The organism is Streptomyces sp. NBC_01635, assembly GCF_045209715.1.
In the GTDB taxonomy this organism is placed as follows: Bacteria; Actinomycetota; Actinomycetes; order Streptomycetales; family Streptomycetaceae; genus Streptomyces; species Streptomyces hirsutus.
This window is the reverse complement of record NZ_CP109277.1, coordinates 1,372,060-1,396,373: the sequence shown is the minus strand read 5'-3', so window position 1 is coordinate 1,396,373 and position 24,314 is coordinate 1,372,060. Positions and strand designations below refer to the sequence as shown.

Below are 24,314 nucleotides of genomic sequence, written 5' to 3'. Positions count from 1 at the left end.
CGTGGGCGATGCGTGCGGCGCGCGACGGGATCGATCCGGATGGGCCGGACGTCCCGGACGACCGGGACGGTTCGGGTGACGGCCCGGGCGGCCTGCGCCGTTCGGACGGGTGTCACGGGCGTCACGGCCGTGAAACGGCGAGGTCAGCCGGGGAGGGTGTCCTCGTCGACGACATGCATGGCGGCCTCCTCGGCCGAGGCCGCCGCCCCGTCGATACCGACGTCCGTGGCGACCATGGCGGTCTCCTCGTCCTCGTGCGCCCCTTCGTCGGGGGCCACGAGCCGGCCGGAGCGCGCGGCACCGACCTCGTTGTCCAGGAGCTCGCCGTCGGTGCCCTCGCTGTCACCGAGGTCGTCACCGTCGGCGGCGGCGAGATCGGGCAGCTCCTCGGCGAGCCGCTGGTCCAGGGTCTCGCCCGCCCTGCGCTCCGACGCCGTCACACCGCGGTGCTCCACGGCCCACGGCCGCTCGGGAGGGGACCAGCCCCGGTCGAGGGGATCGGCGACGCCGTCGTTCTCGAGAGTGTCCTCGGCGTCGAGCAGTCCGGCGTCGTCCTGGACCTCGGATCCGTCGGGCTGGTAGACGTCGTCTCCCCAACCGCCGGCTCTGTTCACGGGGACCTCCAGGGGGTGGGGACGGGCCCGTTCCCGCCGTGGCCCGTTCCGGGCCGCGCCTGCACGGGGCACCGGCATCACCCGCACCCCGGTTCTCCGGAGCCCCGGGCGTTCCCGAGCCGGTGCCTGATTCCACCCTTCCACCCAGGTTCGGCTCCGCGCAACGGCACGGCCCGTCACCGGCCGCCGCCGGTGGCGGACCGTGCCCACGGCGCATCCGCCCCCGGGCGCGTCTCACACCGCGGCCGGAGGCCGCCGAACACGCCCGGCCGCGCAGCCCGCCACCCCGTCCCCCGCGCGCTCACCCCACCCTCACCCGAGCCCTCGTTCGTCCCCTGGCCCGGGCCCTCACCCGTGCCAGGAGCGCCACAGCGCCGCGTACGCGCTGCCCGCGGCGACCAGCTCGTCATGGCTGCCCAGCTCGCTGATGCGGCCCTCCTCGACGACGGCGATGACGTCCGCGTCGTGGGCGGTGTGCAGGCGGTGGGCGATGGCGACGACGGTGCGGCCGTCGAGGACACGGGCCAGCGAGCGTTCCAGGTGCCGGGCCGCGCGGGGGTCCAGCAGCGAGGTCGCCTCGTCCAGCACCAGCGTGTGCGGGTCGGCCAGCACCAGCCGGGCCAGCGCGATCTGCTGCGCCTGGGCCGGGGTGAGCGCCAGCCCGCCCGAGCCGACCTCACTGTCGAGACCGTCGTCGAGCGCACGCGCCCAGCCGTCCGCGTCGACCGCGCCGAGCGCCGCCCACAGCTCGGCGTCCCCGGCATCCGTCCGGGCGAGCCGCAGGTTGTCGCGCAGGGAGCCCACGAAGACGTGGTGCTCCTGGTTGACCAGCGCCACCTGGGTACGGACGCGTTCCGCGGTCATCCGGGACAGCTCGGCGTTGCCCAGGGTCACTGTGCCGTCCCTGGGCGCGTAGATCCCGGCGAGCAGCCGTCCCAGGGTGGACTTGCCCGCGCCGGAGGGGCCGACCAGCGCCAGCCTGGTGCCGGGCGCGACCTCCAGCGACACCTTGCGCAGCACGTCGACGCCCTCGTGGTAGCCGAAGTGCACCCGCTCGGCGCGCACATGGCGTCCGTCGGGGGTCAGCGCGGCGTCACCGGCGTCGGGCTCGATGTCCCGGACCCCGACCAGCCGGGCCAGCGACACCTGGGCCACCTGCAACTCGTCGTACCAGCGCAGGATCAGTCCCACCGGGTCGACGAGCATCTGTGCCAGCAGCGCACCGGTCGTCAGCTGGCCGACACCGATCCAGCCCTGCAGGACGAAGACGCCACCGATCATCAGCACCGAGCCGAGCACGGTCACATGGGTGATGTTGATGACGGGGAAGAGCACCGACCGCAGCCACAGCGTGTAGCGCTCCCAGGCCGTCCACTCCTTGACCCGCTGGTCGGACAACGCCACCCGGCGCTCGCTGAGGCGGTGCGCCTCGATGGTCCGTCCCGCGTCCACGGTCTCGGCGAGCACCGCGGCCACGGCGGCGTACCCCGCGGCCTCGGAACGGTACGCGGCCGGTGCCCGCCGGAAGTACCAGCGGCAGCCGGCCACGAGCAGGGGAACGGCGACCAGTACGGCCGGCGCCAGTTCGGGTGCCGTGACGACCAGGCCGCCCAGCAGCAGCACCACCCACACCACACCGATGGCGAGCTGGGGCACCGCCTCGCGCATCGCGTTGCCGAGCCGGTCGATGTCGGTCGTGATCCGGGACAGCAGATCACCCGTCCCGGCCCGCTCCAGCACGCCGGGCGGCAGCCCGACCGACCGCACCAGGAAGTCCTCGCGCAGATCGGCCAGCATCCGCTCGCCGAGCATCGCCCCGCGCAGCCGCACCTGCCGCACGAACACCGCCTGGACGACCAGCGCCGCCACGAACAGTGCGGCGGTGAGTCCCAGGTGGAGCTCCCGCGTACGGTCCGGGACCCGCTCCACCAGGCCGCCCAGCAGATACGGGCCGACCATCGAGGAGATCACCGCGACGGTGTTCACCGTGATCAGGAGCACGAAGGCCCTGCGGTGCCTGCGGAGTAGCTCGCCCACATAGGCGCGGACGGTGGCGGGCGCGCCCACGGGCAGGGTGCCGGCCGTGGTCGGGGCCGCCGGGTCGTAGGCCGGTGGCGCCACGCCGATCATGCCGTCTCCTCGATCTCTACGAGCTTGTCCAGGTCGGACAGGTCGTCCGCCCCGGCCCCCGCCCCGGTCCTGTCCCCGGTTTCGGCCTCGGCCTCCGTCTCGCGGGTCACCACGGCCCGGTACCGGGGCTCGGTACGCACCAGCTCGCGGTGGCCGCCGACCGCCACGACCGTCTCGTCGTGCAGGAAGACCACCTGGTCCGCCCGGTCCAGCAGCAGCGGCGACGAGGTGAACACGACGGTCGTCCGTCCCGCCCGCAGTTCCCGCAGGCTCTCGGCGATACGGGCCTCGGTGTGCGAGTCGACGGCGGAGGTCGGTTCGTCCAGGACGAGGACCTCCGCGTCGGTGACCAGCGACCGGGCCAGCGAGAGCCGCTGCCGCTGGCCGCCGGAAAGGGACCGCCCGCGCTCGGTGAGCTGCGCGTCCATCGGGTCCGCGGCGTCGAGCGAACCCTGCACCAGCGCCGCCAGTACGTCCCCGCACTGCGCGGCGTCCAGCGCTTCACGCGTTCCGACGGCCCCGGACGCGGGGACGTCGAGCAGTTCGCGCAGCGTGCCCGACAGCAGCACCGGATCCTTGTCCTGGACGAGGACGGAGCCTCGGGCGGTGTCCAGTGGCAGCTCGTCGAGCGGCACGCCGCCGAGCAGCACCGAGCCGTTCCGAGCGGCGTTCGGGGCGTGCGCCGCGTGCCCGCCGAGCCGTTCGGCCAGGTGTCCCGCCGCGTCCGGGTCCCCACACACCACGGCGGTGAGCCGGCCCGCCGGAGCGAGCAGACCGGTCGCCGGGTCGTACAGGTCCCCGGAGGGCCTCTCGGGCCCCTTGGAGCCGGGCGCCCCGGCGGCGTCCACGGCCCGTTCCAGCGACAGCACACGCGCCGCACGCTTGGCCGACGGCCGGGAGAAGGAGTAGGCCATCGCGATCTCCTCGAAGTGGCGCAGAGGATACGCGAGCAGCATCACCGAGCTGTAGACGGTGACCAGTTCACCCACGGTGATCCGCCCCTGACGAGCCAGATGAACGCCGTAGCAGACCACCGTGATCAGCAGGATTCCCGGCAGCAGTACCTGGATCGCGGCGATCAGGGACCACATCCGGGCACTGCGCACGGCAGCGTGACGGACTTCCTGGGACGCGCGGCGGTAGCGGTCGAGGAACAGCTCCTCGCCGCCGATGCCGCGCAGTACACGCAGTCCGGCGACGGTGTCCGAGGCGAGTTCCGTGGCCCGTCCGGCCTTTTCCCGCTGGACGTCGGCCCGCCGGGTGGCGTGGGGCAGCAGGGGCAGGACCGCGAGCGCCAGCAGGGGCAGGCCCACGACGACGACCACACCGAGCGCGGGCTGGTAGACGAGCAGGCCGAAGCAGACCAGCACGATGGTGACCACGGCCGCGGTGAACCGGGACAGTGCCTCGACGAACCAGCCGATCTTCTCGACGTCACCGGTGGAGACGGCTACGACCTCGCCGGCCGCGACACGCCGGGTCAGCGCGGAGCCCAGCGTCGCGGTCCTGCGGGCCAGCAGCTGCTGGACACGGGCGGCCGCGGTGATCCAGTTGGTGACGGCGGCGCGGTGCAGGAAGGTGTCGCCGACCGCGTTGCCCACGCAGGCCAGCGCCAAGAGCCCGCCGGCCAGGGCGAGCCCACCGCCGGAACGGTCGACGGCGGCCTGGACGCCGATGCCCACACAGAACGGGATCGAGGCGACGGAGGCGAAGTGCAGCAGTCCCCAGGCGAGGGACTTGATCTGGCCCGGGAGCTGATTCAGGAAGAGCCACCGCAGGAATCGGGGGCCCGAGCGGGCGTCGGGCACGCCCGGGTCGGGATACGGAAGGTCTTGTATCTGCATGACGTCCCAGGGGCTCGCAAAGGCGGGGGCCGCGCGCCGTTCTCGGACGGCGGCGACAGCAAACCGTGACAGGTTGACGCCGTTGCGTACCGCAAGGCAAACGATTTTCCATGACGGCGCACAGAACCGGCTCGACCCACGGGACGGGAACCTCGGGGCACACTGCCCGATCCCGCCGGCCGACGACGGCACGGGGCCCCGGCAGCGACTTCGGCGCGGTGTCTCAGCAGGACGCGTCGGGGTGCGGCGGGACGGCGGCCGTCCCGTCGACCAGCGTGTTCAGCAGCTCGCCGAGAACCTCGCGCTGCTCGTCCGCCAGCGGAGCCAGGATCTCCTCCGCGGCGGCCCTGCGTGCGGCGTGCAGCTCCCGCAGGGCCGCGTGTCCGTCGTCGGTGAGTTCGATCCGGATCACCCGCCGATTGGCCGGATCGGGCACCCGCCGCACCTTGCCGCTCGCCTCCAGCCCGTCGACCAGCGTCGTCACGGCTCGCGGCACCACTTCCAGCCGCTCCGCCAGGTCGGCCATGCGGGGCGGTGAGGCGTAGTGGGCGAGGGTGCGCAGCAATCGGGACTGGGCAGGGGTGATGCCCAGTTCGCGCCGCACCAGATGGCGCTTCTGGATGCGGTGCACCCGGCGGGTCAGCCGAAGCAGCTGCTCGGCCAGCAGGCCCTCGGGGTCGGGGGTGGTCATGTGCGGAACAATATCAGGACGTCGTTCATTGTGAGTATAGGTAACAATGAGCTAGGCTCCGCTGTCCAGGTGCCCCACGGTGTGCCCTTGGCGGTCCCGGGCTCCCGCGCCCCGCTTCCCGCTCCCGAGCCCTCGAAGGAGACCATGCACCCCGACCACGAACCCGCCTGGAGCGCACCCGCGGGTGCCGAGGAACGGCCACGGCAGGTGCGCCGCATCCTGAGGCTGTTCCGTCCCTACCGGGGCCGCCTCGCGATCGTCGGCCTGCTCGTCGGAGCGGCGTCGCTCGTCTCGGTCGCCACCCCGTTCCTGCTCAAGGCGATCCTCGACGTCGCGATCCCCGAGCGCCGCACCGGACTGCTCAGCCTGCTGGCCCTCGGCATGATCCTCAGCGCCGTCCTCACCAGCGTCTTCGGCGTGCTCCAGACGCTGATCTCCACGACCGTCGGCCAGCGCGTCATGCACGATCTGCGCACCGCCGTCTACGACCGGCTCCAGCGCATGTCGCTCGCCTTCTTCACGCGCACCCGCACCGGCGAGGTCCAGTCCCGCATCGCCAACGACATCGGCGGCATGCAGGCCACCGTGACCTCCACGGCGACCTCCCTGGTCTCCAACCTCACCAGCGTCGTCGCCACCGTCGTCGCGATGCTCGTCCTCGACTGGCGGCTGACCGTCGTCTCGCTGGTCCTGCTGCCGGCCTTCGTGTGGATCAGCCGTCGTGTCGGAAACGAACGCAAGAGGATCACCACCCAGCGGCAGAAGCAGATGGCCTCGATGGCCGCCACGGTCACCGAGTCGTTGTCGGTCAGTGGCATTCTGCTCGGCCGCACCATGGGCCGCTCCGACTCCCTGACCAGTGCCTTCGCCGAGGAGTCCGACCGTCTGGTGGACCTGGAGGTGCGGTCGAGCATGGCCGGCCGCTGGCGCATGGCCGTCATCACGATCGTCATGGCCGCCATGCCCGCCGTCATCTACTGGACCGCGGGCCTCGCCCTGCGGACGGGCGGCCCCGGGGTCTCCATCGGGACGATCGTCGCCTTCGTCTCGCTCCAGCAGGGCCTGTTCCGGCCGGCCGTGAGCCTGCTGTCGACCGGGGTGCAGATCCAGGCCTCGCTCGCGCTGTTCCAGCGCATCTTCGAGTATCTTGACCTCCCGGTCGACATCACCGAGCGGACGGACCCGGTCCGCCTCGACCGGGTCGGCGGCGAGGTCCGCTTCGAGAACGTCACCTTCGGCTACGACGGCAAGGGCGGCCCCGTCCTCGACGGCATCGACGTCACCGTCCCCGCCGGCACCAGTCTCGCGGTGGTCGGCTCGACCGGCGCCGGCAAGTCCACGCTGGGCCACCTCGTGCCACGGCTGTACGACGTCACCGGAGGCCGGGTCACCCTCGACGGGGTCGATGTGCGCGACCTCGACTTCGACACCCTGGCGCGCGCGGTCGGCGTCGTCTCGCAGGAGACGTACCTCTTCCATGCCTCCGTGGCCGACAACCTGCGGTTCGCGAAGCCCGACGCCACGGACGGGGAACTCCACGCGGCGGCACGGGCGGCACAGATCCACGACCACATCGCCGCTCTGCCCGACGGATACGACACCGTCGTGGGGGAGCGCGGCCACCGTTTCTCCGGCGGCGAGAAGCAGCGCCTGGCGATCGCCCGGACCATTCTGCGCGATCCTCCGGTGCTCGTTCTCGACGAGGCCACCAGCGCGCTCGACACCCGTACCGAGGCCGCCGTCCAGCAGGCCCTCGACGCGCTGTCCGCCGACCGCACCACGCTCACCATCGCCCACCGGCTCTCCACCGTCCGCGGCGCCGACCAGATCGTGGTGCTCGACGCGGGACGTGCGGTCGAACGCGGCACGCACGAGGAACTCCTGGAGCGGGACGGGAGGTACGCGGCACTGGTCCGCAGGGACGCCCAACTGGAGCCGACAAGATGAAAATATGCCGGGTTTGTGGCGATATGCGGGTTACCGTGCCCGCATGCAGACGAACACTCCGTCACGGAACTCGATCCGACTGACGCGCCGGGGGCGACTCGCCCTCGTCGCGACCGGGGCCGTCGTGGCCGGTACCGCCGTGGCGGTGTCCCTGCTCATCCTGGGCGACGACGGCGACTCCCGCCCCGCGACCCTGGTCATCCCGGAGGGCCGACGGGCGAGCCAGGTGTACGCGGAGGTCGACAAGGCCCTCGAACTGCCCGCGGGGACTACGAAGAAGTCCCTCGCGAAGGCCGGACTCAAGCTGCCGGGCGACGCCGACGGGAACCCGGAGGGCTACCTCTTCCCGGCGACGTATCCGCTGAAGGAGAAGGCGACCCCGGAGCAGCTGCTGGCGCTGATGGTCGAGACGGCCGACAAGAAGTTCAACGGAGCCCCGACCGCCGCCGGTGCGCAGCGCAACGCGATGAACGTCTATCAGGCCGTCACCATCGCGAGCATCGTCCAGGCCGAGGCGTCCTCCAAGGCCGACATGGGCAAGGTCGCCCGGGTGATCTTCAACCGTCTGGAGCGCGGGATGCCGCTGCAGATGGACTCGACGGTCGACTACGCCCTGGGCCGTTCGACGCCCGGCGTCAAGGAGAGGGACATCGCGGCCGACAGCCCCTACAACTCCTATGCCCGGATGGGACTGCCGCCCACCCCGATCGACAACCCCGGCGAGGAGGCGATGCGCGCGGCGATCAACCCGACGCCGGGCGACTGGCTGTACTTCATCACGGTCAAGCCCGGTGACACCCGCTTCACCGCCGACTACAACAAGTACCAGAGCGATCTCGCCGAGTTCAGCAGTCGGCAGCAGAAGGGGAAGCCGGAGCAGGGACAGGAGCGCAAGGAGAAACAGGCGGAGCCGGGGGAGAAGTGAGGCGGCCCGCGCCGGCCGTCGGCGCCGGACCGCGACGTGCTCCTCCGCCGCCGGCCGGCATCAGACCGTGACGCGCTCCTCCGCCAGCAGGCGTCTGATGTCCCGTACGGCCGCGCGCCCGGCACGGTTGGCGCCGACGGTGCTGGCCGAGGGGCCGTAGCCGACGAGGTGGACGCGGGGGTCGGCGGCCGCCCGGGTGTCCTCGACGCGGATGCCGCCACCGGCCTCCCGCAACCGCAGCGGAGTGAGGTGGTCGATGGCCGGACGGAATCCGGTGGCCCACAGGATGACGTCGGCCGCCACCCGCCGCCCGCCCTTCCACTCCACCCCCTCCGGCGTGATCCGGTCGAACATCGGCTGCCGATCCAGTACGCCGTCGGCGATGCCCCGGCGGATCGCGTCGTTCAGCGGCAGTCCCGTCACCGAGACGACACTGCGCGGGGGCAGCCCCTGCCGCACCCGCTCCTCGACCAGCGCCACGGCCGCCCGTCCCGCCTCCTCGTCGAAGGGGCCCTCGCGGAAGACCGGGGGCCGCCGGGTCACCCAGGTGGTGTCCGCCGCGTACGGGGCGATCTCCAGCAGATGCTGCGTGGCCGAGGCGCCTCCCCCCACCACGACGACCCGCTGCCCGGCGAACGCCTCGGGGCCGGGGTACTGCGCGGTGTGCAACTGCCGCCCCAGGAAGGTCTCCTGGCCCTCGTAGCGTGGCCAGAAGGGCCGGTCCCAGGTCCCGGTGGCGTTGATCAGCGTCCGCGTCGACCAGGTGCCCGCCGAAGTCTCCACGAGCAGCCGCCCGTCGACGCCCTCCCGTACGGTCCGCACCTTCACCGGCCGCCGTACCCGCAGGTCGAACGTCCGCTCGTAACGGTCGAAGTACTCGGTGATGACCTCGGAGGACGGCCGCGACGGATCGGCGTCCGTGAGTTCCATGCCGGGCAGCGAGTGCATCCCGTGCACCCTGTCGTAGGTGAGCGAGGGCCAGCGGTACCGCCAGGCCCCGCCGGCGCCCGGGTTGTGGTCGAGCACCACGAAGTCGCGCTCCGGCTCGAAACCGGTGCGCCGCAGGTGATAGGCGCTGGACAGTCCTGCCTGTCCGGCGCCTATGACGACTGCCTGGACCTCGGCCGTCTCGGCCTCGCTGATGTAGTTCACATTTCTACTAACGCTGCCGGGGGTGGAGATCTTCCCCGAGCGGTTACCGCCACTCGAGGGCTCCCTTCCTCGAAGACCCCCGGCGCATGGGCCAGGATGGAAGCCATGTCGGATGCCTTCGAAACCCGGGTCCTGAACGTCGCCACCGGCTCCGCGGAGCGGATCGTCGACCTCACCCGTGACTGCGAGTCCTTCCTGCGGGAGGTGGCGGGGGGCCGCGACGGACTGCTCAACGTCTTCGTGCCGCACGCCACCGCCGGCATCGCCGTCATCGAGACCGGTGCGGGCAGCGACGAGGACCTCCTGGCCGCTCTGCACAGCCTGCTGCCGGCCGACGACCGCTGGCAGCACCGCCACGGCAGCCCCGGCCACGGCCGCGACCACGTCCTGCCCGCCCTCGTCCCGCCGCACGCCACCCTGCCCGTGCTGGACGGCCGGCTGGAGCTGGGCACCTGGCAGTCCGTGTGCCTGGTCGACACCAACCGCGACAACCCCGACCGCCGGGTGCGGCTGTCGTTCCTCGGGTAGCTCGGCGGCAGCCGCAATCGTGGGAACGGCCTCCGGCCGCACCGAGGGGGCAGGCGTGCCCGGGTCGGCGCAGGCGGCGCGAGCCGTCGCGCAGGGCGAGGAGGCGGGTGCCGAGCGAACTGGCGTACCGGTCGAGGCCGCGGCAGGGGGAGGGCGTGAACGGGGTGCCGGGCGCTCCTGCCGGCGCCGCCGCCGACCGGGCCTCCGGAGCCGTCCGCGCCGTGCTCGCGGACAAGACCGTGCTCGTGTGGTCCGCCGATGACCTCCATGACCCCGGCCGGGGCTGCGCACCCTTGGTGTGGCCCGACCGTGAGAAGGCCGCGCTGGCACGGGTGGAGGAAGTGCGCGCGGAGTTCGAGCGTATGCGGGGTGCTCTCGCGGTGGTGGCCCGGAAGAAGGGTAGAAGCGAGGCCGGGGTCCCGGGTCCGGGCCACCGGCGGCCGCACGACCGGAAGAACAACGGCTTCCCGCCCCATCGCGCGGTCAATTCGTAGGTCACCCATGCCGGTCGAGCGAGCGACGCCGCGGTGGCCGGAGGCGCCGGGCCCTGATTCTGTTCCGTGGTCATGCGGGCTCCTCGAACGTGCGGGGCCGGTTCGGGCCGGACGCCGCGGTCCTGCCGACGACTCGCCGGAGGGGAACTGCGGGCTCGGGACCAGTGTCGGCAACGCCCCTCGGCCACCACCATTGCCGACGGTAACGCGCCTCGCTATGTTAATTGGAAATCACATTACTTAACAAGATCAGAAATGTGGTGGTCAAGCAACTGGCAAGCCGAAAACGGTTCCTAGTGCCGTCCGGTTCATCAGGGAAGCGGGTAAGTCAATGGAAAATCTCAACAGGCGGAGAGTTCTGTCCCTCGGCGTCGCGCTCGGCCTCGTGAGCGTGGCGGGCCCCGCTAAGGCGTGGGCATGGCCGTCGGCGGACTCGGTGGCCGGGACCGGCACGGGTGCCGATCCGGAGTACGTCTGGGACAGCGCAGCGGATCCTCTGCTGGCCTCACTGCTAGACAACGGCCGGATTCCGTCGGTCAACACCGCGATGGCGAGGTGGGTGGACAACGGTGACCCGCTGCCCAGCGGCCTGCCGGCCGAACTCACCGCATTTCTGCGGACGGTCAACAAGCTGCCCTCCTGGGCCGACCCCGTCAAGCTGCGCCGCGCCGCCGACTTCAACCGGCGCAGAGGCACCTACCTGTTCATGCTGTACGGCCTCGGCAGCGGAATCATGAGCACCGTGATCCCGCGTGAGGCCAGAAGCGTCTACTGGTCCGCAGGCGGCGCCGACATGCAGGACCGCGCGGCCAAGACGTTCACGTTCGGCTACGACCTGTCCCAACTGGGAGCCTTCCAGCCGTCGGGACAGTTCGTCGTCACCGCCAACAAGACACGACTGGTGCACGCCGCGGTGCGTCACCTGCTGCCGCAATCGCCGCAGTGGCGGGGGGACGCCGACCAGACCGTCCCGATCAGCGCCGCCGACATCCTGGTCACCTTCCACAGCCTGGGAACCTACGTGCGGAGGAGGCTGCTCGACTGGAAAGTCCCGATGCCGGCCGCGGACCAGGAAGCCTTCCTGCATGCGTGGCAGGTCGCTCTTCACCTGCTCGGGGTGCCGGACGAGTACATTCCCCAGACCTGGGCGGCCGCGGAAGCGCAGTCGGCGCAGGTGCTCACCCCGATCCTCGCCCCGACGACCGAGGGCGACGAACTGGCCGAGGAACTGCTCGGTCTGACCGCACAGATCGACCTCGGTGTCACCCGCGGGTTCCTGAACGAGTTCGTGCGCTACGTCCTCAGCGACGAGGTCGGCGACTGGCTGGGGCTGCGGCGCGACTACGCGGCAGCGGCCCTGGTCCGCACCGCATGGCCGGCCTACATCCTGTTCCGCGAGGGGCTGTCGCCCGTCATGCCCGGCACCTTCTACATGGTCGACCAGTTCGTGCGCGCACTGGCCATGCTCTTCCTCAACAAGGGCTCCTCCTCGACCACCACCCCCATCACGATCCCCACCGGGAACAGGCCGGCCGGCTGAGCCGCCGATCCGGTCCCACAGGGGCCCGCCCCGCGGCAGATGTGCCGAGGGGCGGGCACCCGGGTGACCTCCGTACGAGGCGCTGCACGGCGCGGCGCCTCATCGCCCGCTCGGCTCCGACGACTGTTCAGAGGCCCAGGGCGCCCACGACCAGAGCGGTCACGGCGTCACGGTGGTCATGGCTGTCCTGCCACCGCAGTCCGCGTCCGGCCTCGACCGCCACGCCGAACCCCGCGTGCACCAGCACCCGGGCCTGGCGCGGGTCCAGCTCCGGACGGGCCAGCCGCAGCTGCTGCTCCCAGACGGCGATGTGTTCACGCTGTGCGAGGACCAAGGACCGCCGCAGGCCGGCCGGCAAGCCGGCGAGTTCGGCTTCGGCAACGCTGTTGAGCGCGGTGTACTCGAAGCTGTAGGCCACGTACGTCGCCGCCAGCGCGACGACGGCGTCGTGCGGGCCGGCCACCCCGTGAAGGCTCTGGTCCACCCCCTGGGCCAGCAGTCCCGCCGCCTGAAGGCACGCTGCCGCCAGGATGTCGACCTTGCCGGGGTAGTGACGGTAGAGCGCGGACGGGGCCAGTCCCACCGCCTCCGCGATCTGTCCGTTCGTGACGCTGGCGAACCCGTCCCGTGCGAACAGCGGGATGGCGGCCGCGAGAATCTCCGCGCGTCGGGTGCGCGGCACCGGCTGGGCGGGCAGCTCGACGGGGCGTGCGCCCCTTCGGGCCGTCGCGGGATCGGTCGCGGCCACGCGCAGCGCGGACGCCAACAGCAGCTCCTCGGACCGACGTTGGGCAATCGAGGTGTGATGCATCGTGATGGACCCGATCGCACCGAGGGCTGCCACGGCCCGCAGGCGTTCGTCAGGCAGTGAGGACTCGCGCTGCACCGCCTCGTCGACCCGCCCGACGACATGCCCGAACTTCGTCCTGAGATGCCGGCGGTCCTCGCGGTTGAGGTACCGGGCCTCCCACCGATACACGCCGCCCGACGCGCGATGCGCGACGGCGACCCGGGTGACGGCGGTGAGCACATCCCTCAAGGCCGCCCCGGACGGCACTTCGTCGAGCGCGGCGACAAGTCGGTCCGCCATGACGTCGGCGCACTCGGCGAACAGCGCGTACTTGTTCGGGAAGTGCCGGTACAGGGCCGCCGCGGTGATACCCAGGCCGGCGGCGATCTCCTCCATGGACGCCGTGTGGTAGCCGCGCTCGCTGAAGACTCGGCCGGCCGCCTCGACGATGAGCTGCTTGCGGTTGCGGGGCCGAGTGGCCGCGGTCGGATCGGCGGTCACGGCCGAACGGGCGGATGCGGAGACGGAGCCATACGGATCAGTCAACCACACGTCGCTCGAAGCTCTTGGGCTCTCTCGGCACGGCCTGCACGGACTGCACGGGACGCCGTGGTGCGGCATGTCGATGGCGCTACGGGTGGGGTACGCGGATGCCGGAATCGACTCAGGACACGAACCGGGCGAGATGCGTCAGCGCCCAGCGGGCCCCCGCCTCGTTGTCCGCGGCGGGCACGGCGTCGGGGACGCCCTCGTGGACCACCAGGACGTCGGTGCCGCCGCCGTCGGCGTCCGTGAGGGTGGTCGTCATGGTCATCGTGCCGCGCAGCGCCGGGTCCTCGGCCTCGAACTCGAGCACCTCCACCACCATCTCGTCCGGCACGAGCCGAGCGAAGCTGCCGTGGTAGGTGTCGGTGTGCGCGGCCGACTTGCCGACCGCGTCCGGCGCGTCGTACGTGAGCGACACCCGGAACCTGCCGCCCTCGCGCGCCTCGAACTCGTGCACCTCGCCCCGCATGCCCGGCGGCACCCGCCACCGTGCGATCGCGTCCGCGCTCACCAGCGCCCGGTAGACGGCCGGCCGGGGAGCGTTCACCCGACCCGAGACCCGCGTCGTGTACATGGTCCTATTCTGCCGTCGCCCTGCCGTGCCGTCGATGGATCACCGCTCGCCGCGGACGACGGTGACCGGGCAGTCGGCGTGGTACAGCAGCGCCTGGCTCACCGAACCCAGCAGCATCCCGGTGAATCCGCCATGTCCCCGCGCCCCCGCCACCAGCAGCTGGGCCTCCTTGGCGGCCTCCAACAGCGTGTGCCGCACCCGGGATCGCTCCAGAAGCGGTTCCACGGACACCTCCGGATGAGCGGCCCGCCACGGAGCCAGGGCCTCATCCAGCCGGCGGCGGTGCTTCTCGCGGAGCTGGCCCAGGTCGACCCCCACGTTCGGCGGGTCGGCGGGGCCCTCGTACGGTGTCGGCTCGCTCCAGGTGTTCCACACGTGCAGGGCGATCAGCGGGGCTTCCCGCAGCGCCGCCTCGGCGAAGGCGAACTCGCCCGCCGCGGCCCCGGCGGGCGAACCGTCCACGGCGAGGAGGACGGGCCCCTGTGGGTCGGGGCGTCCCCGCACCGCCATGACCGGGCAGAAACCGTGGGCGGCAAGCTGCACGACCGTCGAGCCCAGCAGCAGGTGCCCGAACCCGCCGCGGCCCCGCCCGCCGAGCACCGCCAGCGCCGCGTGGCGCGACTCGCTCCACAGCACCGTCAGAGTGTCCCCGGACGCCACGGTCCTCAACACCTCCAGGCCCGGCGCCACGTCGGCGGCCCGCTGTTCCGCCTGGGCCAGGACACCGTGGATCATCGGGTCCAGGTCGGACGGGCGGCTGAAGGCGTGCACGATCCGCAGCGGTGCGCCGCGCAGCCGCGCCTCACGGGCCGCGACGTCCACAGCGGCGAGACTGGACGGTGATCCGTCCACTCCGACCATCACCGTGTCGTTCACTGTCCACTCCCGTCCGGCCGGTCCGTTGCGGGTGCGTCCCGGTCCCTGCCCGCGCGTACCGAAGTACCCGCGGGCAGGGCACCGTACCGGTGCGGAAGCCCCGAAGGGAGTGGGCTATGCGTCCCCGTCCTTCTCCCCGCCGCTGCCGCGGACGACCGCCACCGGGCAGTGGGCGTGGTGCAGCATCGCCTGGCTGACCGAGCCGAGCAGCAGTCCGGCGAACCCGCCCCGCCCCCGGGCCCCGACCACCAGCAACTGCGCCGTACGGCTCGTCTCGATGAGCGCTTCGCGGGTGCCGCCGTGCACGATCTCGTGCCGCACCTTCACACCGGGGTACCGCTCCTGATGTCCGGCCAGTGCCTCGGACAGCAGACGCTCCTCGCCCGCCCTCAGCTCGTCGGGCCCGCTCGCGTAGGGAGCCTTCTCGTCCTGCGGCGGGGGCGCCGGCGCGTTCCAGGTGGTCCAGGAGTGCAGCGCGACCAGTTCGGCCCCGCGCAGCGACGCCTCGGCGAAGGCGAAGTCGATCGCCTTCGCGCCCGCCGGGGAGCCGTCGACCCCGACCACCACCGGCCCGTCCGGGGCGCCGGTCTCCCGTACGACCAGCACCGGGCACTGCCCGTGACTCGCCAGGTGCACGGCCGTCGACCCCACCAGAAGTCCGACGAAACCTCCCATGCCACGGGATCCGACGACCACCAGTTCCGCGTCGGGGGACTGCGCCTCCAGCACGGTCAGCGGTTCGCCCGTCACCACGGCGTGCGAGACCTCCACATCCGGTGCCACGGACTTGGCGTGCTCCACGGCCTCGTCCACCAGCTTCTCGACCATGGCCTGCAGACCGCCCCCGGGCGGTCCCAGCGGTGAGGGGCCCAGCGGTACATGCATGGCCGGCCAGAGGAAGGCATGCACCACCCGCAGCACGGCCCCGCGCCGCCGTGCCTCCTCGGCCGCGGCCCCCACCGCGGCGAGGCTCGATGCCGAGCCGTCGACTCCCACTACGACCAGACCACTCATCACGCCTCCAGAATCGGTACGTCATACACATCGAATCGTCCCACGGGTATCCCGTGCCGCCATGGGCCCACGGGGCCACACCTCGTGGCCGACCGGCCCGGAAGGCCTCCGGAGCCGCCGGTCGTTCCAGGCGTGTGCACGGCACGTCCCCGTGCACGGCACGGCACCGGTTCAGGACCCCGGCGGATGCTCGGCGGCCGTCGCACCTGTTGTCCATCCGTGGCATTACCCAATATCTCGGCGAGATCGCCGGATGACACGATGTCCTCCGTGGGGGCTGACCATCAGCGTGATGAGGGGCCCCACCCATGGACGGACGATCAGAAGAAAATCGGGAAGGGGACGGGCTGTGCCTGCTCCACGGATGAGCACCACGCCGCTGCCGGGCATCGGCGTGAAATACGACCTCACTACGCGTGAGCGCCAGCACCTGTCCGTGATCGCGCACCGGGACGGCGCACGCACGGTCAACGTCTACCGTTCCGACGACCCGGACGCCTGCGCCCAGTCGATGCGGCTGAACGTCGCCGAGTCGGCCGCCCTGATCGACGCGCTGATGCCCGCTCACCACAGCCCGAACGTCCTGCACACGACCGACCTGGGGCTGGTCGCCGAGCGCATCGAACTGTCCGCCGCCTCGCACTGGAACGGCAGGGTGCTGGGCGAGACCAGGATCCGCACCGACACCGGCGCCTCGATCGTGGCCGTGCTGCGCCGGGCCGAGGCGATTCCGTCCCCGACGCCCGACTTCCGCCTTGCGGGCGGGGACACACTCATCGTCATCGGCACCCGTGAGGGCATCGAGACCGCCGCCGAGATCCTCGGGCGGGAGTGAGCGCATGCACTCTTCCGCAATTTTCCTGATCGAGTTCGGCGCGATCATTCTCGGGCTCGGTCTGCTGGGGCGTCTCGCCGGGCGCCTCCAGTTCTCCCCGATCCCGCTCTACCTGCTGGCGGGGCTGGCCTTCGGCGAGGGCGGGCTGCTGCCGCTCGGCGCGAGCGAGGAGTTCGTCGCGATCGGCGCCGAGATCGGCGTGGTCCTGCTGCTGCTCATGCTCGGCCTGGAGTACACGGCCAGCGACCTGGTCTCCAACCTCAAGACCCAGTACCCGGCCGGCCTGGTCGACATGCTGCTGAACGCCGTGCCCGGCGCGATCCTCGCCCTGCTGCTCGGCTGGGGCCCGGTCGCCGCCGTGGTGCTGGCCGGTGTCACCTGGATCTCCTCCTCCGGCGTCATCGCCAAGGTCCTCAACGACCTCGGACGGCTCGGCAACCGGGAGACCCCGGTGATCCTCAGCATCTTGGTCCTGGAGGACCTGGCGATGGCGGTCTACCTGCCGATCGTCACCGCCCTGCTGGCCGGGGTCGGCCTCGCCGCGGGAAGCGTCACGCTGGCCGTCGCGCTCGGCGTCGCCGGACTCGTCCTGTTCGTCGCCGTCCGCTACGGGCGGGTCATCTCACGCTTCGTCTCCAGTGACGACGCGGAGAAACTGCTGCTGGTGGTCCTCGGGCTGACCCTGCTCGTCGCCGGTATCGCCCAGCAGCTTCAGGTGTCCGCCGCGGTGGGAGCGTTCCTGGTCGGCATCGCCCTGTCCGGGGAGGCCGCCGAGGGCGCGCACAACCTGCTGGCCCCGCTGCGCGACCTGTTCGCCGCGGTGTTCTTCGTCTTCTTCGGACTGCACACCGACCCGCAGTCCATCCCGCCGGTGATCCTGCCCGCTTTCGTGCTCGCCGTCGTCACCGCGCTGACGAAGACAGCCACCGGCTGGTGGGCCGCCCGCCGGGCCGGAATCCTGGGGAAGGGCCGCTGGCGCGCGGGCGGCACGCTGGTCGCCCGCGGCGAGTTCTCCATCGTCATCGCCGGGCTCGCGGTCACCGCCGGCATCGAGCCCCAGCTCGGTCCGCTGGCCACCTCGTACGTCCTGATCCTGGTCGTCCTGGGCCCCCTCGCCGCCCGCTACACCGAGCCCATAGCCCTCCGCCTGACCAGGAAGAGGTCCTCCGCGGACGGTGTCCCCACCCCCGTCGGGGGCACGCCCGCCCCCGCTTCCGCCACGGCCCCCGCTCTGGAGGCGCTGGAGCCGGTGGAGGACGGAAGGACCGAACGGCGATAGCGCCGGGCCGCCCCTTTTGCCGCACGGGTCCCGTGCTCCCAGCCCTGGCCGGGCCGTGGAGCACGGGACTTCTGCTGAGGTCCTAGCCGTCCAGCCGGACCGGCATCAGCAGGGAGAACGTGCCCTCGTCGTCCGGCCGGCGGACCGCGACGGGTGCCGTGGGGGCGCCGAGCTCCAGGACCAGCCGGTCACGGGCCCCGGCGTCGAGGGCGTCCAGCAGGAACGCACGGTTGACCGCGACACGGCCGCCGTCCCCGCTCACCCCGCCCTCGTCGTCCGTACCGTCGTCGCAGACCCGCACCGTGCCGTCGGCGTCGGCGCCGATCACACTGACGTCGAAGACGGCCCTGTCCTCCTCGCGCACCTCGCCCGTGCGGACGGGACCCTCCTGCACCGCCTCCCGGAAGGCCGCCACGTCGACCACGGCGCGGCGCCCGGCGGGGAGGCTGATCAAACGGAGATAGTCCGGGAAGTCGTGATCGAGGGACCGACCGGCCACCTGGCGACCGTCCCCGGTCTCCAGCGTCACCCGGTCACCGTCCACGAAGAGTCGTACGGGCTCGGGGCTTCCGGCCAGCGCCCGCATCGCGTCGACGAGTGGCAGCGGCACGACGACCTGCACGCGGGACCCACCGTGCCCGGTGACCGGGACCCGCGCGACAGCCAGCCGGTACCGGTCGGTGGCGACGAGGCGCAGCGCGTCACCCTCGATGTCGAAGAGGACTCCGCCGAGCATCGGCAACTCGGGGTCGGTACCGGCCGCGAAGCGGACCGCGTCCAACGCGGCGGCCAGTTCGGGCGAGGTGAGGGCGGGACGGGCGGTGGCGGTACGGAGCGGGGTCATGGATTTCTCCCTGTCGTCGAGTAGGGCTCGGAGCATGGAGAACTCACCGCGGGCATCGGACAGCCCCCGCTCCAGGCGGCGCAGGTGCGCCTCCAGGAGCTGCTGCACGAGATCGGTGTCCGCGCCGGTCCAGCCGGCCAGCACCAGCCGGATGTCGGCCAGGGGCATGCCGGCCCGCCGCAGCCGCGCCAGCAGCCGGGCCTCGTCCAGCTGCCCGGGGGCGTACCAGCGGTAGCCGCTCACCGGATCGACCCAGGCGGGTACGAGCACACCGGCACGGTCGTAGAACCGCAGGGCGCTCACGCTCAGGCCGCTGTCCCGGGCCATCCCACCAATGCTGCGCATCTCGTTCTCCACACCCGAGACCCTCATGCCTCGACAAGGTCGAGGGTCAACTCCGTGCCTGCTCCCTCCTCGCTCGGCCGGCCGTCGGGCGACGGCGGCGGCGGAGGCGGGTGAAAGCCGTGGGACCGGGCCGGTGCGGGAGGAAGTCCTTGATGTGCCGGGCGCCCTCGCGAGGGCTTGCCGTGCCGGTGTCGCACACCAGGTCGTAGTCGCCGTGGGTGTGGACCAGAGCGTACCGGTGCGCCGCGAAACCCGGCGGGCGATCGCCCCGGGCCGGCTCGCGACGGGTCGGTTCGTCCGGCGGACAGGGCACACCGACGAACAGGACGTCCTCCGGCGGCAACACGGTCGGGCAGTCGGGCAGTCGCCACGGTGTGCTCAGCACAGGTCGACCACGATGTCGTCGCCCACTCGGGCCAGGGTCGTGATCGAGCGGTGGCGGTCCTGGCCGGTCCGCCGCAGCGCGGTGTCGAGCTGCTCCGCCCGAAGCTCCCGTCCGGTGCGCATCGCGTTGAAGCCGTCGACGGCCAGGTGGAAGAGGACACCGTCGTCCAGGATGTCCAGAAGCTCCCGGGCGATGCTCGTCCTGCCCGAACCGGAGGTGCCGTCGAGGAAGATGATCCGGCCCGATGTCGTACCGGCATGATCGCCTGTCACCAGCCCCCTGGCTCCACCCCCGCCGGGGTCAGGACGGCGAGGGTGCCGTTGGCCGTGCGGAGGGCCTGTTCGAGGGGGACGGGGGAGTGCAGGGTGCCGGTGCCGTCCGGGGGGACGAGCCATTCCAGGCGGCCGCCGGGCCGATACGGCGGCGGCACCGCCACCCAGGAGCCCCGGCCGACGTGCCGTACGCCGAACCCGATCCACTCGCTGGCCGGGTCGGGCGGCAGGAAGAAGCCGACGCGGCGGGCCGTGACGTCCACCAGAGTGGGGCCGGGCACCTTCAGCGGGTCGTTCCACAGGAGGTCCAGGGCGAGCAGTCCGAGCCGGTCGGGAACGCTGAGCACGTCCCAGTAGCGTCCCGCTGCCAGCAGGGCCGTCCCCGTGCCGTGGTCCCACTGCCGTTTGCACTCGCCGGGGTCCCGGGCCGCGGCGGCCAGCCATTCGACGGCCTGTTTCCATCTGACGCTCTGCATGTCCCACCCCGGGCACGGTCGGCCGCGCCGTCGAGGGCGCGTACTGGTCCGGGCCGGCGGCCTCACGGGCGTGCGCGCCGGCCCGGCGTGCAGCCATGGTGATAGATATTTCTATGTGCCGGAAGGGGTGCCGCAGGCTTGCGTTCCCTCGTTCCGTGTCATGCGGTGTTCCACCCGAACGAGAACACCTCCGAGGGGAAAACCTGTTCGGAGGTGTTCGATGCCAGGGGGCGTGACGCGAGGAGGAGGGGAGCGGAGGGTGCGCCGTGGTCAGCCGGTGCGCTTCGCGCGCTCCGCGTTCCGCTGCTTGATGCGCTCCGCCTCCTTGCGGACCTCGGCCTGAGTGGCCTGCTCACGCTCCAGCCACTCGGGGCGTTCCTCCCTGAGGGCGTCGATCTGCTCCGTGGTGAGCGGCTCGGTGACTCCGCCGCGGGCGAGACCGGCGATGGAGACGCCCAGCCTCGACGCGACCACGGGGCGGGGGTGCGGGCCGTTGCGCCGCAGTTCCTGCAGCCACTGGGGCGGGTCGGCCTGGAGCGCGTTCAGCTCGGCGCGTGAGACGACACCCTCCCGGAACTCGGCGGGGGTGGCCTCGAGGTACACACCCAGTTTCTTCGCCGCGGTCGCGGGCTTCATCGTCTGGGTGTTTTGGTGCGACGTCATGGGGTCCAGGGTATCGACCGTACGCGCGACCGCCGACCACCGGCGACGACCACAGCCTCTTTGCGTGATCGCCGACCAGGGCCGGTGACCGTGATCGGCCGCCGTGATCGGCGGTCCCGGTCCGTGGCCACGGACGGTAACCTGGCCGGGTGAAAGGCTCGGATGTATCCCCGTCGTTCCGGCTCGTGTACGCGCCCGGGGTGATGCCCGGCAAGTGGGTGCGCGTCTGGAACGAGCGGCTGCCCGGTGTCCCGCTGACCCTCGCCCAGGTGCCCGCCGCGGAGACGGGCGGCCTGCTGCTGGCCGGGGACGCCGACGCGGGACTCGTCCGGCTGCCCGTCGACCGGACGGTGTTCAGCGCGATCCCCCTCTACACCGAACAGACGGTCGTCGTGGTTCCCAAGGACCATCTCGTGACGGCGGTCGACGAGGTGTCCCCGGAGGACCTGGCCGACGAGATCGTGCTGCACCCCCTCGACGACGTCCTCGCCTGGGAGGCCCTGCCCGGCAGGCCCGCCCTCGAACGCCCCGCGACCACCGCCGACGCCGTCGAGCTCGTCGCGGCCGGGATCGGCGTGCTCGTCGTACCGCTGTCCCTGGCGCGGCTGCACCACCGCAAGGACCTCACCCACCGGCCGCTCAAGGACGCCCCCGAGTCCGTTGTGGCGCTGGCGTGGCCCGAGGCCGCGACCACCGACCTGGTGGAGGACTTCATCGGGATCGTCCGCGGCCGGACCGTCAACAGCACCAGGGGCCGCACCCGGCCCCAGGATTCCGCGCAGGAGAAGCAGAAGAAGCAGGACAGGCCCAGGCGCGCCACCGATAAGGGCGCTGCCCGGCAGCAGGCGGCGGGCGGGCCGGCCGGCCGGGGGCAGCGGAGGGGCACCGGCGGGGCACCCAAGAAGAAGGGCACCGGCGGCACATCGAAGAACCCGCGCCGGGGCAAACCCCGCCGCGGGTCCTGACCTCGGACTCCCGGGTTCCGCGGGGCGCCTACTTCACCGTCGAGGCAGGCGTCGGCGCCGGGGAAACGGTGTTGAGGTCCTTCAGCTCCTCGGGGATCTCGAGCACCAGCACCGGGGAGCCGGCCTGCGGGGCCGGCGGCGTCACCTGCTCCCGGGGCATCTTGGGCGGGCTGGTCTGCTGGAAGTTGACCTGTTCGTGATTGACCAGTCCGGTCTTCTCCAGGACCGTGATGTGGTCCAGCACCGTGTCGTTGGCCTGGTCGGCCAACTGTCGCACCAGGGTGTTCCTGGTGTTGGCCCGGACCTTGGCGATCACCGAGAAGATCTGGCCGTGCGTCACCCGCATGATGTTCACGGCCGTGGTGTCGAACTCCTTGTCGTTGGTCGACTTGATGGTCTCCACGAACTGCTGCTGCTGGGGCGAGGCCTGGTTGGGCAGGGTGATGCCCAGTTCGAGGGATATCCGGCGGCAGCTCTCGTCGAGCCGTCCGTGCCCGACGACCAGGTGCTCGCCCGCCTCCTTCATCTCCGGCGTCGTCCCCCGCTCCATCGCCAGCAGGCCCAGGGGGTGTTCCCACAACCCGGCCGCACGCACCTTGACCACGAAGTCGCGGTCGGCCTCGGTCAGCTGGCCGTACTGCGTGTTGGCGACGACCCGGTCCTGGGTGCTCGATGTGGTCTGCACGCCCAGCATGGTGGGGTAGGCGAGCGCGCTGAGGGTGAGAACCATGGCTCCGCCCACGAACGCGGTTCCTGCCGTGCTGCGCGAGATGCGCATCGTTCCTCCTGGTGTATCAACAGCCCAACACCAGTGAGTACGGATGGAAGCGGCAGGACAATCACCGTTCCGGAAGAAATCTTCTGCCGGGACGCGGCGGCGTTCCCGCCGGTGCTTCCGCGGGGCGCCCGACGGCGACGACCGGTGCGGCCGTACGGCATCGGTCGCCCTTTTTCGCGAACTCAGGGCGCGTACGAGGCGTTCCGTGCCGTACGCACCACCTTGTCGCCGTCCGCTCCGCCCAGCAGGCCGGCGGACACCCAGTCGGAGACCGTTGCCCGCACCCGCGTGACCAGCGCGACCCTGCTGCCGAAGGGGGCTCCCGCCCAGATCTCGTCCAGCAGGGTGACACCGTCGCTCCGGGCGGGGTTGGCGACGCCGGAGTCGGAGGTGCCGAAGATCACACGCGGCTCCGAGCGCCGGAAGCAGGCGTGCGTCGGGTCCTCGGTCCCCTCGGCGAAGGGCGCGAACTCGACGCCGTTCAGCGTGTGGTGCAGCGGTTTCCCGGAGACCGGGGTGAGCGAGGGCAGCAGATCGCCGGAGAGGCCGGCGTTGCTGTACAGCGCGCACCGCAGGAGCCCGGTCGACGGGTGGCGGGCGACCAGGTTGACCGGGCCGAGGAACAGGGTCTGCAGCGTGGGGTCGTCGAGCGCGCGCTCCACCCTCAGCCGGAACGGGACCAGGACCCGCACGGTGTCACCGGGCCGCCAGGTCCGGGAGACGCCGAAGCGGCCGCCGGGAACCGGGGTGCCGGGCACCGCACGCCCGTTGACGGTCACCCGGAATCCGGCGGTGGCCCAGGACGGCACGCGCAGCAGCAGGGTGAAAGAGGCGGAGCCGCCCCCGATGGTGAGCGTGCTGCCCTGTTCCTCGGGGAAGCGGGTGGTCTGCGTGACCGTGACGCCCTTGGCGGACCAGGTGAGTGCGGAGGGACTGTAGAGGTTGACGTACAGGGCGCTCGCGTCGGCCTCCGCGAAGTACACCGAGTCCTGGTACTTGGTGGCGCTCTCCAGGCCGGTGCCCTCACAGCACGTCGTGCCCTGCTTGGGCGTGTAGTCCCGTACGTGACCGGGTGTCAGGCCGGCGAAGTAGGTGACGAGCGGCTTCTCCGTGTCCGGCCGGTCCTGCTTGGAACCGAGGACCTGGTTGTACAGGGCCCGTTCGTAGGAGTCCATGTACGCCGGGTCCTGCTCGTGGAAGAACAGTGTCCGGATCGGCTTGAGCATGTTGTACGCGCAGCAGGTCTCGGCCGTGGCGGCACCGATCGTGCCGGCGATGACATCGCGCGCCCGCCAGAACTCGCCGCTGCTGGTGCCGCCGATCCCGTACATGCGGTGCGGTACGACCATCTGCCAGAAGTTCTTCGCGGCCGTGAGGTAGCGCTCCTCACCCGTCTCGTCGTGCAGCCGTACCAGGCCGGTGAAGACCGGGATGTGCTGGTTGGCGTGCAGCCCGTCGAGGACGTCGGTGTTCGCGGCGCACGCGTCGATGAGCCGGTCCAGGTCGAACAGGCGGGCCAGGGCGAGGTGTTCGGCCCGGCCGGTGAGGGTGTGCAGGTCGCATACCGCCTCCACGATGCCGCCGAACTCCCCGCTGGAGAACAGCCCCCACATCCGCTGAAGCGTGGCCGCCGGCAGCGCGGACAGCCGCGCGTGCATCCAGTGATCGGGACTGGACATCGAGCCCAGAAGTTCGAGATTGCGAACGGCGTACGAATAGTCGACCAGACGATAGGGAGGGGGCGGGGGAGCGTCAACGGGTCGGGAGGGTGTCAACAGACCGGGAAGGGCCGGATCCGGACGTTCGC

At 71.8% G+C, this 24,314-nt stretch carries 22 protein-coding genes and 1 pseudogene; 8 read left to right on the top strand and 15 right to left on the bottom strand.

The window, feature by feature from the left end:
• Positions 1 to 143 precede the first annotated feature (143 nt).
• The 4 genes from OHB56_RS06800 to OHB56_RS06785 all read right to left on the bottom strand — a co-directional run bounded on the left by OHB56_RS06800 (position 144) and on the right by OHB56_RS06785 (position 5,279).
• Positions 144 to 614 carry a DUF5709 domain-containing protein gene (locus OHB56_RS06800; protein ID WP_326751438.1) on the bottom strand — a complete coding sequence of 157 codons (471 nt, stop codon included), beginning with the start codon at positions 612 to 614 and terminating at the stop codon, positions 144 to 146.
• Between the two features lie 348 nt (positions 615 to 962).
• Complete coding sequence (locus tag OHB56_RS06795) at positions 963 to 2,744, bottom strand: ABC transporter ATP-binding protein (RefSeq protein ID WP_406352204.1); 1,782 nt, start codon at positions 2,742 to 2,744, stop codon at positions 963 to 965.
• A complete protein-coding gene (locus OHB56_RS06790) occupies positions 2,741 to 4,588 on the bottom strand; it encodes an ABC transporter ATP-binding protein (protein WP_326751436.1) in 1,848 nt (615 codons plus the stop codon). Before OHB56_RS06790 ends, OHB56_RS06795 begins: the two co-directional genes overlap by 4 nt.
• A gap of 223 nt (positions 4,589 to 4,811) precedes the next feature.
• A complete protein-coding gene (locus tag OHB56_RS06785) occupies positions 4,812 to 5,279 on the bottom strand; it encodes a MarR family transcriptional regulator (protein ID WP_326751435.1) in 468 nt (155 codons plus the stop codon).
• Between the two features lie 144 nt (positions 5,280 to 5,423).
• On the opposite strand from OHB56_RS06785, the gene OHB56_RS06780 reads away from it, so the two are divergent.
• Positions 5,424 to 7,226, top strand: coding sequence for an ABC transporter ATP-binding protein (locus OHB56_RS06780; RefSeq protein WP_326751434.1), 1,803 nt, complete (start codon positions 5,424 to 5,426; stop codon positions 7,224 to 7,226).
• Between the two features lie 43 nt (positions 7,227 to 7,269).
• The gene (mltG, locus tag OHB56_RS06775) at positions 7,270 to 8,151 is read left to right on the top strand and encodes an endolytic transglycosylase MltG (protein WP_406352201.1); all 882 of its coding nucleotides are present in this window, start codon (positions 7,270 to 7,272) and stop codon (positions 8,149 to 8,151) included.
• A 60-nt stretch (positions 8,152 to 8,211) separates the two neighbouring features.
• Here mltG and OHB56_RS06770 read toward each other — a convergent pair whose 3' ends face one another.
• The gene (locus tag OHB56_RS06770) at positions 8,212 to 9,303 is read right to left on the bottom strand and encodes an NAD(P)-binding domain-containing protein (protein ID WP_406352199.1); all 1,092 of its coding nucleotides are present in this window, start codon (positions 9,301 to 9,303) and stop codon (positions 8,212 to 8,214) included.
• Positions 9,304 to 9,408: 105 nt separating this feature from the next.
• On the opposite strand from OHB56_RS06770, the gene OHB56_RS06765 reads away from it, so the two are divergent.
• The 3 genes from OHB56_RS06765 to OHB56_RS06755 all read left to right on the top strand — a co-directional run bounded on the left by OHB56_RS06765 (position 9,409) and on the right by OHB56_RS06755 (position 11,865).
• Positions 9,409 to 9,831 (top strand): secondary thiamine-phosphate synthase enzyme YjbQ, encoded by a 423-nt coding sequence (locus tag OHB56_RS06765; RefSeq protein WP_406352197.1) that lies wholly within the window; start codon positions 9,409 to 9,411, stop codon positions 9,829 to 9,831.
• A gap of 155 nt (positions 9,832 to 9,986) precedes the next feature.
• Complete coding sequence (locus OHB56_RS06760; protein ID WP_406352195.1) at positions 9,987 to 10,325, top strand: hypothetical protein; 339 nt, start codon at positions 9,987 to 9,989, stop codon at positions 10,323 to 10,325.
• A gap of 331 nt (positions 10,326 to 10,656) precedes the next feature.
• Positions 10,657 to 11,865 carry an oxygenase MpaB family protein gene (locus OHB56_RS06755; RefSeq protein ID WP_406352194.1) on the top strand — a complete coding sequence of 403 codons (1,209 nt, stop codon included), beginning with the start codon at positions 10,657 to 10,659 and terminating at the stop codon, positions 11,863 to 11,865.
• Between the two features lie 127 nt (positions 11,866 to 11,992).
• On the opposite strand, the gene OHB56_RS06750 is transcribed toward OHB56_RS06755, so the two are convergent.
• The 4 genes from OHB56_RS06750 to OHB56_RS06735 all read right to left on the bottom strand — a co-directional run bounded on the left by OHB56_RS06750 (position 11,993) and on the right by OHB56_RS06735 (position 15,665).
• Positions 11,993 to 13,156: a TetR/AcrR family transcriptional regulator gene (locus OHB56_RS06750; protein WP_406352192.1), complete on the bottom strand. Its 1,164-nt coding sequence runs from the start codon at positions 13,154 to 13,156 to the stop codon at positions 11,993 to 11,995.
• Positions 13,157 to 13,319: 163 nt separating this feature from the next.
• Complete coding sequence (locus tag OHB56_RS06745; RefSeq protein ID WP_350852071.1) at positions 13,320 to 13,775, bottom strand: SRPBCC domain-containing protein; 456 nt, start codon at positions 13,773 to 13,775, stop codon at positions 13,320 to 13,322.
• Positions 13,776 to 13,814: 39 nt separating this feature from the next.
• Positions 13,815 to 14,651 carry a universal stress protein gene (locus tag OHB56_RS06740; protein WP_406352190.1) on the bottom strand — a complete coding sequence of 279 codons (837 nt, stop codon included), beginning with the start codon at positions 14,649 to 14,651 and terminating at the stop codon, positions 13,815 to 13,817.
• A 114-nt stretch (positions 14,652 to 14,765) separates the two neighbouring features.
• On the bottom strand, positions 14,766 to 15,665 hold the full coding sequence (locus OHB56_RS06735; RefSeq protein ID WP_355893983.1) for a universal stress protein: 900 nt from the start codon (positions 15,663 to 15,665) through the stop codon (positions 14,766 to 14,768).
• Between the two features lie 364 nt (positions 15,666 to 16,029).
• Between OHB56_RS06735 and OHB56_RS06730 the strand changes: the two genes are divergently transcribed.
• Positions 16,030 to 16,500: a cation:proton antiporter regulatory subunit gene (locus OHB56_RS06730; protein WP_055631223.1), complete on the top strand. Its 471-nt coding sequence runs from the start codon at positions 16,030 to 16,032 to the stop codon at positions 16,498 to 16,500.
• Positions 16,501 to 16,504: 4 nt separating this feature from the next.
• The gene (locus OHB56_RS06725; RefSeq protein ID WP_406352187.1) at positions 16,505 to 17,779 is read left to right on the top strand and encodes a cation:proton antiporter; all 1,275 of its coding nucleotides are present in this window, start codon (positions 16,505 to 16,507) and stop codon (positions 17,777 to 17,779) included.
• A gap of 82 nt (positions 17,780 to 17,861) precedes the next feature.
• Here OHB56_RS06725 and OHB56_RS06720 read toward each other — a convergent pair whose 3' ends face one another.
• From OHB56_RS06720 to OHB56_RS06705, 4 genes and pseudogenes are all read right to left on the bottom strand, one after another.
• A complete protein-coding gene (locus OHB56_RS06720; RefSeq protein ID WP_406352185.1) occupies positions 17,862 to 18,968 on the bottom strand; it encodes a MerR family transcriptional regulator in 1,107 nt (368 codons plus the stop codon).
• Positions 18,969 to 19,014: 46 nt separating this feature from the next.
• Positions 19,015 to 19,625 (bottom strand): annotated as a pseudogene (locus tag OHB56_RS06715) (phosphotransferase-like protein).
• Complete coding sequence (locus OHB56_RS06710; protein WP_326751423.1) at positions 19,622 to 20,101, bottom strand: hypothetical protein; 480 nt, start codon at positions 20,099 to 20,101, stop codon at positions 19,622 to 19,624. Before OHB56_RS06710 ends, OHB56_RS06715 begins: the two are co-directional and overlap by 4 nt.
• A gap of 270 nt (positions 20,102 to 20,371) precedes the next feature.
• Positions 20,372 to 20,764, bottom strand: coding sequence for a DUF5997 family protein (locus tag OHB56_RS06705; protein ID WP_326751422.1), 393 nt, complete (start codon positions 20,762 to 20,764; stop codon positions 20,372 to 20,374).
• Positions 20,765 to 20,913: 149 nt separating this feature from the next.
• On the opposite strand from OHB56_RS06705, the gene OHB56_RS06700 reads away from it, so the two are divergent.
• Positions 20,914 to 21,729 carry a LysR family transcriptional regulator substrate-binding protein gene (locus OHB56_RS06700; protein WP_406352184.1) on the top strand — a complete coding sequence of 272 codons (816 nt, stop codon included), beginning with the start codon at positions 20,914 to 20,916 and terminating at the stop codon, positions 21,727 to 21,729.
• A 28-nt stretch (positions 21,730 to 21,757) separates the two neighbouring features.
• Here OHB56_RS06700 and OHB56_RS06695 read toward each other — a convergent pair whose 3' ends face one another.
• Positions 21,758 to 22,507, bottom strand: a complete 750-nt coding sequence (locus tag OHB56_RS06695) for a DUF4142 domain-containing protein (protein WP_406352182.1) — start codon at positions 22,505 to 22,507, stop codon at positions 21,758 to 21,760.
• A 182-nt stretch (positions 22,508 to 22,689) separates the two neighbouring features.
• A complete protein-coding gene (locus OHB56_RS06690; protein ID WP_406352180.1) occupies positions 22,690 to 24,282 on the bottom strand; it encodes a beta-L-arabinofuranosidase domain-containing protein in 1,593 nt (530 codons plus the stop codon).
• Positions 24,283 to 24,314: the final 32 nt, after the last annotated feature.

Bases quoted from the DNA above. Each gene is read 5' to 3' on its own strand.
- OHB56_RS06725 (WP_406352187.1), top strand. From the start codon at position 16,505: ATGCACTCTTCCGCAATTTTCCTGATCGAGTTCGGCGCGATCATTCTC.
- OHB56_RS06765 (WP_406352197.1), top strand. From the start codon at position 9,409: ATGTCGGATGCCTTCGAAACCCGGGTCCTGAACGTCGCCACCGGCTCC.
- OHB56_RS06730 (WP_055631223.1), top strand. From the start codon at position 16,030: ATGAGCACCACGCCGCTGCCGGGCATCGGCGTGAAATACGACCTCACT.
- OHB56_RS06710 (WP_326751423.1), bottom strand. From the start codon at position 20,101: ATGCAGAGCGTCAGATGGAAACAGGCCGTCGAATGGCTGGCCGCCGCG.
- OHB56_RS06735 (WP_355893983.1), bottom strand. From the start codon at position 15,665: ATGAGTGGTCTGGTCGTAGTGGGAGTCGACGGCTCGGCATCGAGCCTC.
- mltG (WP_406352201.1), top strand. From the start codon at position 7,270: ATGCAGACGAACACTCCGTCACGGAACTCGATCCGACTGACGCGCCGG.
- OHB56_RS06790 (WP_326751436.1), bottom strand. From the start codon at position 4,588: ATGCAGATACAAGACCTTCCGTATCCCGACCCGGGCGTGCCCGACGCC.
- OHB56_RS06780 (WP_326751434.1), top strand. From the start codon at position 5,424: ATGCACCCCGACCACGAACCCGCCTGGAGCGCACCCGCGGGTGCCGAG.
- OHB56_RS06755 (WP_406352194.1), top strand. From the start codon at position 10,657: ATGGAAAATCTCAACAGGCGGAGAGTTCTGTCCCTCGGCGTCGCGCTC.
- OHB56_RS06695 (WP_406352182.1), bottom strand. From the start codon at position 22,507: ATGCGCATCTCGCGCAGCACGGCAGGAACCGCGTTCGTGGGCGGAGCC.
- OHB56_RS06795 (WP_406352204.1), bottom strand. From the start codon at position 2,744: ATGATCGGCGTGGCGCCACCGGCCTACGACCCGGCGGCCCCGACCACG.
- OHB56_RS06705 (WP_326751422.1), bottom strand. From the start codon at position 20,764: ATGACGTCGCACCAAAACACCCAGACGATGAAGCCCGCGACCGCGGCG.
- OHB56_RS06745 (WP_350852071.1), bottom strand. From the start codon at position 13,775: ATGTACACGACGCGGGTCTCGGGTCGGGTGAACGCTCCCCGGCCGGCC.
- OHB56_RS06720 (WP_406352185.1), bottom strand. From the start codon at position 18,968: ATGCGCAGCATTGGTGGGATGGCCCGGGACAGCGGCCTGAGCGTGAGC.
- OHB56_RS06785 (WP_326751435.1), bottom strand. From the start codon at position 5,279: ATGACCACCCCCGACCCCGAGGGCCTGCTGGCCGAGCAGCTGCTTCGG.